Annotated in this window: 10 protein-coding genes; 2 read left to right on the forward strand and 8 right to left on the reverse strand. The window is 69.8% G+C overall.

Annotated elements, in window-relative coordinates; genetic code table 11:
* Positions 1–5 precede the first annotated feature (5 nt).
* The 6 genes from QIT00_RS21005 to QIT00_RS21030 all read right to left on the reverse strand — a co-directional run bounded on the left by QIT00_RS21005 (position 6) and on the right by QIT00_RS21030 (position 4,824).
* On the reverse strand, positions 6–800 hold the full coding sequence (locus tag QIT00_RS21005; protein WP_282536861.1) for a class E sortase: 795 nt from the start codon (positions 798–800) through the stop codon (positions 6–8).
* Positions 801–852: 52 nt separating this feature from the next.
* A complete protein-coding gene (locus tag QIT00_RS21010; RefSeq protein WP_408909814.1) occupies positions 853–2,157 on the reverse strand; it encodes a class E sortase in 1,305 nt (434 codons plus the stop codon).
* 92 nt (positions 2,158–2,249) lie between these two features.
* Positions 2,250–2,888, reverse strand: coding sequence for an aminodeoxychorismate/anthranilate synthase component II (locus tag QIT00_RS21015; RefSeq protein WP_282536863.1), 639 nt, complete (start codon positions 2,886–2,888; stop codon positions 2,250–2,252).
* Entirely contained in the window at positions 2,885–3,088 is a 204-nt protein-coding gene (locus QIT00_RS21020) for a hypothetical protein (protein WP_282536864.1), read from the reverse strand. The genes QIT00_RS21015 and QIT00_RS21020 overlap by 4 nt, the downstream gene beginning before the upstream one ends.
* 98 nt (positions 3,089–3,186) lie before the next feature.
* Positions 3,187–3,987, reverse strand: coding sequence for a class E sortase (locus QIT00_RS21025; RefSeq protein WP_282536883.1), 801 nt, complete (start codon positions 3,985–3,987; stop codon positions 3,187–3,189).
* 54 nt (positions 3,988–4,041) lie between these two features.
* Positions 4,042–4,824: a DUF881 domain-containing protein gene (locus QIT00_RS21030; protein ID WP_282536865.1), complete on the reverse strand. Its 783-nt coding sequence runs from the start codon at positions 4,822–4,824 to the stop codon at positions 4,042–4,044.
* Positions 4,825–4,970: 146 nt separating this feature from the next.
* On the opposite strand from QIT00_RS21030, the gene crgA reads away from it, so the two are divergent.
* The gene (gene crgA, locus QIT00_RS21035; RefSeq protein WP_282536866.1) at positions 4,971–5,228 is read left to right on the forward strand and encodes a cell division protein CrgA; all 258 of its coding nucleotides are present in this window, start codon (positions 4,971–4,973) and stop codon (positions 5,226–5,228) included.
* Positions 5,229–5,670: 442 nt separating this feature from the next.
* On the opposite strand, the gene QIT00_RS21040 is transcribed toward crgA, so the two are convergent.
* Positions 5,671–6,552, reverse strand: a complete 882-nt coding sequence (locus QIT00_RS21040) for a rhomboid family intramembrane serine protease (protein ID WP_282536867.1) — start codon at positions 6,550–6,552, stop codon at positions 5,671–5,673.
* 106 nt (positions 6,553–6,658) lie between these two features.
* Positions 6,659–7,192 (reverse strand): peptidylprolyl isomerase, encoded by a 534-nt coding sequence (locus tag QIT00_RS21045; protein WP_282536868.1) that lies wholly within the window; start codon positions 7,190–7,192, stop codon positions 6,659–6,661.
* Between the two features lie 462 nt (positions 7,193–7,654).
* On the opposite strand from QIT00_RS21045, the gene QIT00_RS21050 reads away from it, so the two are divergent.
* Positions 7,655–8,386 carry a DUF5324 family protein gene (locus tag QIT00_RS21050; RefSeq protein ID WP_282536869.1) on the forward strand — a complete coding sequence of 244 codons (732 nt, stop codon included), beginning with the start codon at positions 7,655–7,657 and terminating at the stop codon, positions 8,384–8,386.
* The last annotated feature ends 161 nt before the right edge of the window (positions 8,387–8,547 follow it).

Here is an 8,547-nt window from a genome sequence, read left to right on the forward strand (position 1 = left end):
CAGGCTCAGCGGATCTCCTTCGGCGGCGTCCGCTCGTTGTCGACCTTCTCGACGCGTTCCAGCTCGCCCCACACCACGTAGCGGTACGTGGACGTGTAGACCGGCGTGCACGTGGTGAGCGTGATGAAGCGGCCGGGCTTCTTCTTGCCGGACTCCTTGGGGACCTCGTCGAGGACGTCCACGTTGAACTTCGAGGTCTCGGCGAGCTTCGCGTAGACCTTGTAGACGTACCACTTGTCCTTGGACTCGAAGACGATCGGGTCGCCGTCCTTGAGCTTGTCGATGTTGTGGAACTTGGCGCCGTGGCCGTCCCGGTGCGCGGCGAGCGAGAAGTTGCCCTTGTCGTCCTCCGGCAGGGCCGACTTGACCGGCTTCGTGTAGTAACCGGCGACACCGTCGTTGAGGGTCTTCGGGTCGGTGCCCTTCTTGACCAGGATCTCGCCGGCCTTCATGCCCGGTACGTGCAGGAAGCCGATGCCGTCCTTGGTGTCGAGGGCGCCGGGGCCGCCCGCCCACCGGTCACGGACCGCGTCGCTCTGCTTGCGGGCCTCCTGGTCGGCCTGGACGTTGGTCCACCACAGCGAGTAGGCGACGAAGAGGCCGAGGATCAGCCCGGCGGTGATGAGGAGTTCACCGAAGACGCTGACGGCCATGGCGATCCGCCCCGGGCGGGACCGGGGGGACCGGCGGGACCGGCGGGACCGACGGGATCCGCCGCGGGATCCGCGAGACCGGCGCCTCGGCGCGGACTGCGGGCTCTCGGTCCGCCCGTCGTCGTCCTGGTCAGTGGTGGCTGCCACAGCTTCCCGCCCCGTCCCCGTACGTCCCCGTACTCATACTCGTTCTGTCCCGTCAGCGAACGAGCGCATCCGGCTTGCCCTTGCTGCGCGGCCGTTCCTCGACCATCTTGCCCCAGACGATCAATCGATAGGTACTGGTGAATTCCGGGGTACACGTGGTCAGCGTGATGTACCGCCCCGGCTCAGTGAAACCCGAGCCCTTGGGGATCGGCGCGATGACTCCCGTATTGCTCGGGCTGGTCTGCGGAAGGATGCTCTGCATCGCGTACACGTAGTACTTGTCCTGGGTCTCGACGACGATCTGGTCGCCCTTCTCCAGCTGGTTGACGTACCGGAACGGTTCGCCGTGGGTGTTGCGGTGGCCGGCGACGGCGAAGTTGCCCTTCTCGTCGTCGGGCATCGCGGTCTTCAGGGCGCCCTCGGCGTAGTGGCCGACCATGCCGCGGTCCAGGACGCTTTCCTTGTCGATCCCCTCGGCGACGGGGACGACCACGTCGAGCCGCGGGATGTGCATGATCGCGAAACCCTGGCCGGGTTCGAAGGCGCCCGGCTTGCGCTTGCCGTTCGCCCAGTTCTCCTGGATCCTGCTCGCCTCGCTGCCCGCCTCCTGGCCCGCGCGCACGTTCGTCCACCACAGCTGGTACGTGACGAACAGCAGCATCAGGACGCCCACGGAGATGAACAGCTCACCCACGGCCCGGCTCGCCACGACCGCGGGGCTGGGTCTCCTCGCGCGCTCCGCCCGCCGCGCCTCGACGCGGGACAGCGGCTTGCCGTCCGGCTTCGTCGCCGGCGTCGCGGCCGCGGCACCCGCCGCACCCGGTGTGCGCCTGCGCCGACCGCCGCCACCGCCGCGCCGCGCGGCCTGCTGAGCGGCGCGACGCCGAGCCGCCCGCCCCTCACCGACCGGCCTCTCCTCGGCCTCGGCCCCGGTCTCCGCCCCGGACTCTGCCTCGGCCGTCCTCCGGGTGTCGGACGTCCGCAGCCCCACGGTCTCGTCGTCCACGGGAAGCGTGTCGGACACGGGCACGGACACGGGCACGTCGTACGCCGGAAAAGGCGCAGGCGCAGGCGCAGGCTCAGGCTCAGGCTCCGGTTCCGTGTACGGCTCGGGCTCCGGCTCCGCGTACGTCGATCCGTACGAGGACTCGTAAGCCATCTCGTACGAGGGGTTGTACGGGGACGAGTCGTACGGAGACGAGTCGTACGAGGACGGCTCAGGCGCGGACGGCTGCTCCGGCGCGGACGGCTGCTCAGGCGCGGACGGCTGCTCCGGCGGCTGCGGCGTCTCCCCCGAGCGGAACCACGGCGACGGGTGCTGTCGGCCGGGCAGCGGGTCGTTGAGGGGGTCGTCCATGCGGTCGACCGCCGCCTCGAACGCACCGGCGTCCCCGTACGCGGGATTCTGCTCGTACGGGGCGCCTGACTCACGCTCGGGGCGGGTGGCGGTCACGCCGAGGCCCTGCCCACGACGGGGGCAAGCCCCGCCGATCGCGCCACCGCCTCCGCGTCACCGCACTCGACCAGCCAGTTGGCGAGCATCCGGTGACCGTGCTCGGTGAGGACCGACTCCGGGTGGAACTGCACGCCCTCGACCGGGAGTTCACGGTGCCTCAGGCCCATGATGATGCCGTCGTCGGTACGTGCGGTGACCCGCAGCTCGTCCGGTACGCGGGCCGGCTCGGCGGCGAGCGAGTGGTAGCGGGTCGCGGTGAACGGGGAGGGCAGCCCGGCGAAGACACCGACGCCCTCGTGGGTCACCGGCGACGTCTTGCCGTGCAGCAGCTCCGGCGCCCGGTCCACGACCCCGCCGTACGCCACGGCCATCGACTGCATGCCGAGGCAGACGCCGAAGACGGGCACGCCGGTCGACGCGCAGTGGCGGACCATGTCGACGCAGACACCGGCCTGTTCGGGCGCGCCGGGCCCCGGCGAGAGCAGGACGCCGTCGAATCCGTCCTGAGCATGCGAGGTGGCGACCTCGTCGTTGCGCAGGACCTCGCACTCGGCACCCAGTTGGTACAGGTACTGGACCAGGTTGAAGACGAAGCTGTCGTAGTTGTCGACGACGAGGATGCGCGCGCTCACAGGGCCGCTCCCGCCACGCCGTTCACAACGCCCGCGCCCATGCCCTCGTCCACCGTCACGTCGTTGAACGGCAGCAGCGGCTCCGCCCACGGGAAGACGTACTGGAAGAGCAGGAAGACGACCGCGACCGCGAGCACGACCGAAATCAGCGCTTTGAGCCACGTGTTGCCCGGCAGATGCCGCCAGATCCAGCCGTACATGCTGTCCGCAGTCCCTTCCCACGCCCGTGGCCCCGATGGCCCCGTCGGCCAGTCGGCCTACGCCACCAGACTAAGGGGCGGTGCCCGGTGCCCGTGGGTCAGCTGCGCAAAGCCTCGGGCTTGCCCTTCTCCACCGGCTGGGTCGCGTCGAGGTGCGCCCAGACGATCAGCCGATGGCTGTGGCCCCACTCTGGCTCACAGGTCGTAAGGGTGAGGTAACGGCCCGGCCCGTCGAGGCCGGACTTTCGGGGGACGGGGTCGATCACGCCGATGTCGCTGGGCAGCGTCTTGTAGGGCTTGTTGACGATGCGGTACGTGAACCAGGTGCTGCCGTCGGTCAGGACCACCGGGTCGCCGGGGCGCAGCTTCGGGAAGTCCTTGAACGGGTCGCCGTAGGTGCGCCGATGGCCCGCGACGGAGAAGTTGCCACGCTGTCCGAGCTGCGCGGTCGAGGCGTAGTGGCCGAGGCCCTTCTTGAGGGTGTCGACCTTCGTGCCTTCGAGCACAGGCTTGTTCCACGTGAAACCGAAGCGCGGGATGTACATGACGGCGAAGGCCTTGCCGTCCTGATAGGCGGGCGGGGCAGGCGGGGCCGACCCCGTCTCGTCGTTCTCTCCGGCCCCCGCCTCGTCGCTCTCTCCGGCCCCCGCCTCGTCGTTCTCTCCGCCCCCCGTCTCGTCGCTCTCTCCGGCCCCCGCGTCTTCCCCGGCGGGTACGGACGCGTCTTCCCCGGCGGACACGGACCCGCTCGACCACTCGCTCCGCAGCTGGTCGATCTGGCTGTCCATCGCGCCATCGGCCTTCACACTGGTCCAGAACAGGACGTAGGCGACGAACAGCACGATCAACATGCCGATGGTGAGGCACAGTTCGCTGAAGGTCCTTAACAGCACTCGCACCGACACGGTCCGGCCCCTCCCCGAACTGCCGTCCCGCCGACGGCAGTTCCACGGCTACTCCACGGGCGTCGCGTAATGGAGATCCACTGTGCCCGAGTAACCGGGAAGAGTCACCGCCCGGTGCTCGTCGACTTTCCACCCGAGGCCGTAGGCGTTGACGTACAGCATGTAGTTCTGGATCTCCGGCGAGGCCGTGAGCGCCTGCCGCAGCTTCTCGGGCTCGCCGACGGCGGTGACCTTGTACGGGGGTGAGTAGACGCGGCCCTGGAGGATCAGGGTGTTGCCGACGCAGCGGACGGCGCTGGTGGAGATCAGCCGCTGGTCCATGACCTTGATGCCCTTGGCGCCGCCCTTCCACAGGGCGTTGACGACGGCTTGCAGGTCCTGCTGGTGGATGACCAGGTCGTTGGGCTGCGGCTCGGGGTAGCCGGGGATCTTGGCCGTGGCGCCGGGCGGGGCGTCGGTCAGGGTGACGGAGACGGCCTCGCCCTTGAGCTTCTTCGTACCGGCGTCCTTCTCCAGGGCGTCGAGCTTGGCCTCCTCGGCCTCGGAGCTGCCGCTGTCGCGCTCGGCGAGGGCGTCGACGTCCTCGCGCAGGGCTCCGTTGGCCTCGTCGAGCCGGCCGTTCTTGTGGCTGCGCTCCTGGATGAGGTCGGAGAGCCTGAGCATGGAAGCGTCGGTACGGATGTTCGTACCCTTGGCAGTGTTGAAGCTCGTGAAGAAGATCAGCCCGGCGAGCGCGAACACGGCGGCCGTCAGGAGGCGCACGGGGCGCAGACCGCGCCTGCGACCTGGCGCCTTGGTGGCCTCGTCGGAGGAGTCGGCAGAATTGCTCAACGTACCCTTACTCCTTACGGCGCGGCGGAAGCACTACGCTAACGGACGCTTGGGGGAGAGCATCGTTCCCCATCGTCGTCCCCGCCCGGCGCCAGCCGAACCCGTTCCCTGCGCGGCCACGCAGCGCATCGACAGGAGAAACCCTCGTGCCGAAGTCACGTATCCGCAAGAAGGCCGACTACACGCCGCCGCCTTCGTCGAAGCAGGCGGCCAACATCAAGCTGACCAGCCGCGGCTGGGTGGCCCCCGTCATGCTGGCGCTGTTCCTGATCGGCCTCGCGTGGATCGTCGTCTTCTACGTGACGGACACCAGGCTTCCGATCGAGGCGCTCGGCAACTGGAACATCGTGGTCGGCTTCGGCTTCATCGCCGCCGGCTTCGGTGTCTCGACTCAGTGGAAGTAGGGCGCTCAGCTCAGTGGAAGTAGAGCGCTCAGCCGGCTCGGCCTCGCGCTGATACCGCCCTCGGGGCGGGGCGCACAAGCCCTGCCCCAAGCTATCCACTGAGTTATCCACAGCCGTTTCCACAGCCGGGGAAAACTACGAAGATCTGTGGATAACCCCTGTGGCGTTGACGCCGGTACGACCGGACCTCCGTCATGTGGAACGCCATGGGGAACATCGCACGCCCCTTGTCCTTCCTGGGGAAACCCAGGTCAGCGACAAGGGGCACTGCTGTTCCCCACAGCGTGCACAAGATCCGCCACACGCTGTGGACAACTCTGGCCACAGCGTGTGCACAACCGGTCCACCTCGGGTGAACGCACCGGGTTTCCCCAGCCGTGAGCCCTACCCGGTGAACCCCACCCGGTGAGCCCCACCCGGCTGAGCCCCAGTCGTGTGCGGCTCAGCCGAGCTGCGCGGTCCGCAGGACCACCAGGCCGAGCACGAGCAGCAGCACGAGCCCGCACGTCCCCCACTGCACCAGGGCCCGCCGCTCCCGGGGCGCGTGCACGAGCCCGTACGCGACGGCCATGCCTGCGACGAGTCCGCCGACGTGCGCCTGCCAGGCGATGCCGGACCAGGTGAAGGTGAACAGCATGTTCAGCGCGAGCAGCGCCAGGACCGGCCGGAGGTCGTAGTTGAGGCGGCGCATCAGCACCACCGTCGCCCCCATCAGGCCGAACACCGCGCCGGAAGCGCCGAGCGAGGCCTGCAGCGGCGAGGTGATCAGATACGTCAGCGCACTGCCCGCGAGCCCGGAGATCAGATACAGCGCCACGTACCGCACGCGTCCGAGCGCCGCTTCCAGTGGGCCGCCGAGCCACCAGAGGCCCAGCATGTTGAACGCGATGTGCCAGATCTGCTCGTGCAGGAACATCGACGTGACCAGGCGGTACCACTCACCGCTGGCGACGCCCCACGGGAAGTACCCGTGCCCGCCGACCAGGAACAGCTCGCTGACCAGCTCCGGCTTCACCGACACCAGGACGAACACCGCGACATTGAGCCCGATGAGGATCTTGGTGATCAGCCGGGGGTCGGCGGCGACGGTGCCGCCCGCGATGGTGCGCGGCTGGTTCGCCGAGGGCGCGTGCCCGGTGCCCGAGCCCTCGCGCACGCACGTCGGGCACTGGAAGCCGACCGAGGCGCTGACCATGCACTCCGGGCAGATCGGACGCTCGCAGCGGGTGCACCGGATCCCCGTCTCGCGGTCCGGGTGGCGGTAGCAGCCGGGCAGGCCGGACGCGTCCTGCGGCTCCTGCGGACTGCCGGGCACCTGGTCCATGAGTCCCCTCACTCTCCGTACGACGGCACGGGCAAGCAACGCACCGCCCCGCTCATCCTTACGGACGAGCGGGGCGAAAAGGTTCCCGGCGGGAGCCCGGCGGAGGTCAGCCCTCGCGCTTCTCGACCACGACCGACTCGATGACAACGTCGTTGACCGGGCGGTCGGTGCGCGGGTTGGTCTGCGCGGCCGCGATCGTGTCCACGACCTTCTGGCTCGCGGTGTCGCCGACCTCGCCGAAGATCGTGTGCTTACGGGTCAGCCAGGCGGTCGGCGAGACGGTGATGAAGAACTGCGAGCCGTTGGTGCCCGGGCCCGCGTTGGCCATCGCCAGGAGGTACGGCTTGTCGAAGCCCAGGTCCGGGTGGAACTCGTCGGCGAACTCGTAGCCCGGGCCGCCGGTGCCGTTGCCCAGCGGGTCGCCGCCCTGGATCATGAAGCCGCTGATCACGCGGTGGAAGACCGTGCCGTCGTAGAGCTTGTCCGTGGACTTGGTGCCGGTGGCCGGGTGAGTCCACTCCCGCTCGCCCTGGGCGAGCTCCACGAAGTTCTTGACCGTCTTCGGCGCGTGATTCGGGAACAGCCGGATCACGATGTCGCCGTGGTTGGTCTTCAGGGTGGCGTAAAGCTGCTCAGCCACGATCTGCCTTCCGTTGCCTTCTCTGACGCCCCGAATCCTCGCACGGATCCGCGCCCGCCGAGAGAAGGCGAGGGAAAGCCGAGAGAAGGCGAGGGAAAGCGAGGGCAAGGAGACGGATGGCCGGGATCCGGTGACAGAAGGCGCCCCGATGGGGTACTCGGGCCCGACAGCACCCGAGGACAGCCCGACAACTCCCGCCGTAAGCAGCGCGCATACGACCGATCCGTGGCATTGTCGTCCGCGAGCTCCCCTTGCACCGCATTACGACCTTGCATCGCCATAACCGGCGTTGCATCGCGTTACGAACGTTGCATCGCAATACCGAGGATTGCCCGGAGTCGACGCCCACGGGGGCCGTTGCCCCGGATGCCCGCCCACGCATGCCGCCCCGTCCCCCGACGGGCATGATCCGATAAAGGGTGGAAAGGTGAAATACCGTACGCCACCGAGGAGGAGGAACCCGTGACCCGCATCGACAGCGCGCGCGCCGCGGCCAGCTCGGCGAAGGACAGCGTGCGTCACGCCGCGGAAGTGGTGGCGCCCTACGCCGACACGGCCAAGGACCGGGCGGCGCTCTACGCGCACGAGGCCCGCGTACGGCTCGCGCCGAAGGTGTCCGACGCCGCCAAGGAGGCGGCCGATCAGGCACGCGCCCAGTACGGCGCCCATCTCGCCCCGAGGATCGAGCAGGCGCGTACGCATGTGCCGCCGACCCTGGACCGGGCTGCGCGCCAGACCCGCCAGGCGGCCCGGCAGGCGGCGGACGCGGCTCGTCCGCACGTCGAGAACGCCGTCGCCGCCGCCCAGCCCGTCGCGACGGAAGCGGCCGCGCGCAGCAGCGCCGCCGTCTCCGCGCTGCGCGGGCAGGTCTCGCCGAAGGAGATCGAGCATCTGGTCCGCAGGCACAAGCGCCGCGCCTTCGCCGGCCGTGCCCTCAAGCGGATCGGCGTGATCGGTCTGCTCGGCGCCGCCGCGTTCGCCGCCTGGAAGTGGTGGGACAAGCAGGCCAACCCCGACTGGCTCGTGGAACCGCCCGCCCCCACCGACGTACCGGACTCGTCCCGGCTGAACTCGGTCGACGGCAGCCGTCAGGACGCACTCGACCCCGAGGTCCAGGCCAAGGAGGCCGAGGCGGAGGCCGCCAAGCGCGACAAGGGCAACTGGACGCCGCAGCGACCGGAGGAACGCGGCTGACCAGGGGCTGAACGCGAGAACGCCGTGGGGGGGGGGGGGGGGTGGCGCCCCCCCCCCCCCCCGGGACACCCCGGGCCCCCCCCCCCCCCCCCCCCCCCCCCCCCACCCCCCCCGCCCCCGGGGGGCCGGGGCCCCGCCCCCCCCCCCCCCCCCCCCCCCCC

Source organism: Streptomyces luteolus (assembly GCF_029968015.1).
Taxonomy (GTDB): Bacteria; Actinomycetota; Actinomycetes; order Streptomycetales; family Streptomycetaceae; genus Streptomyces; species Streptomyces luteolus.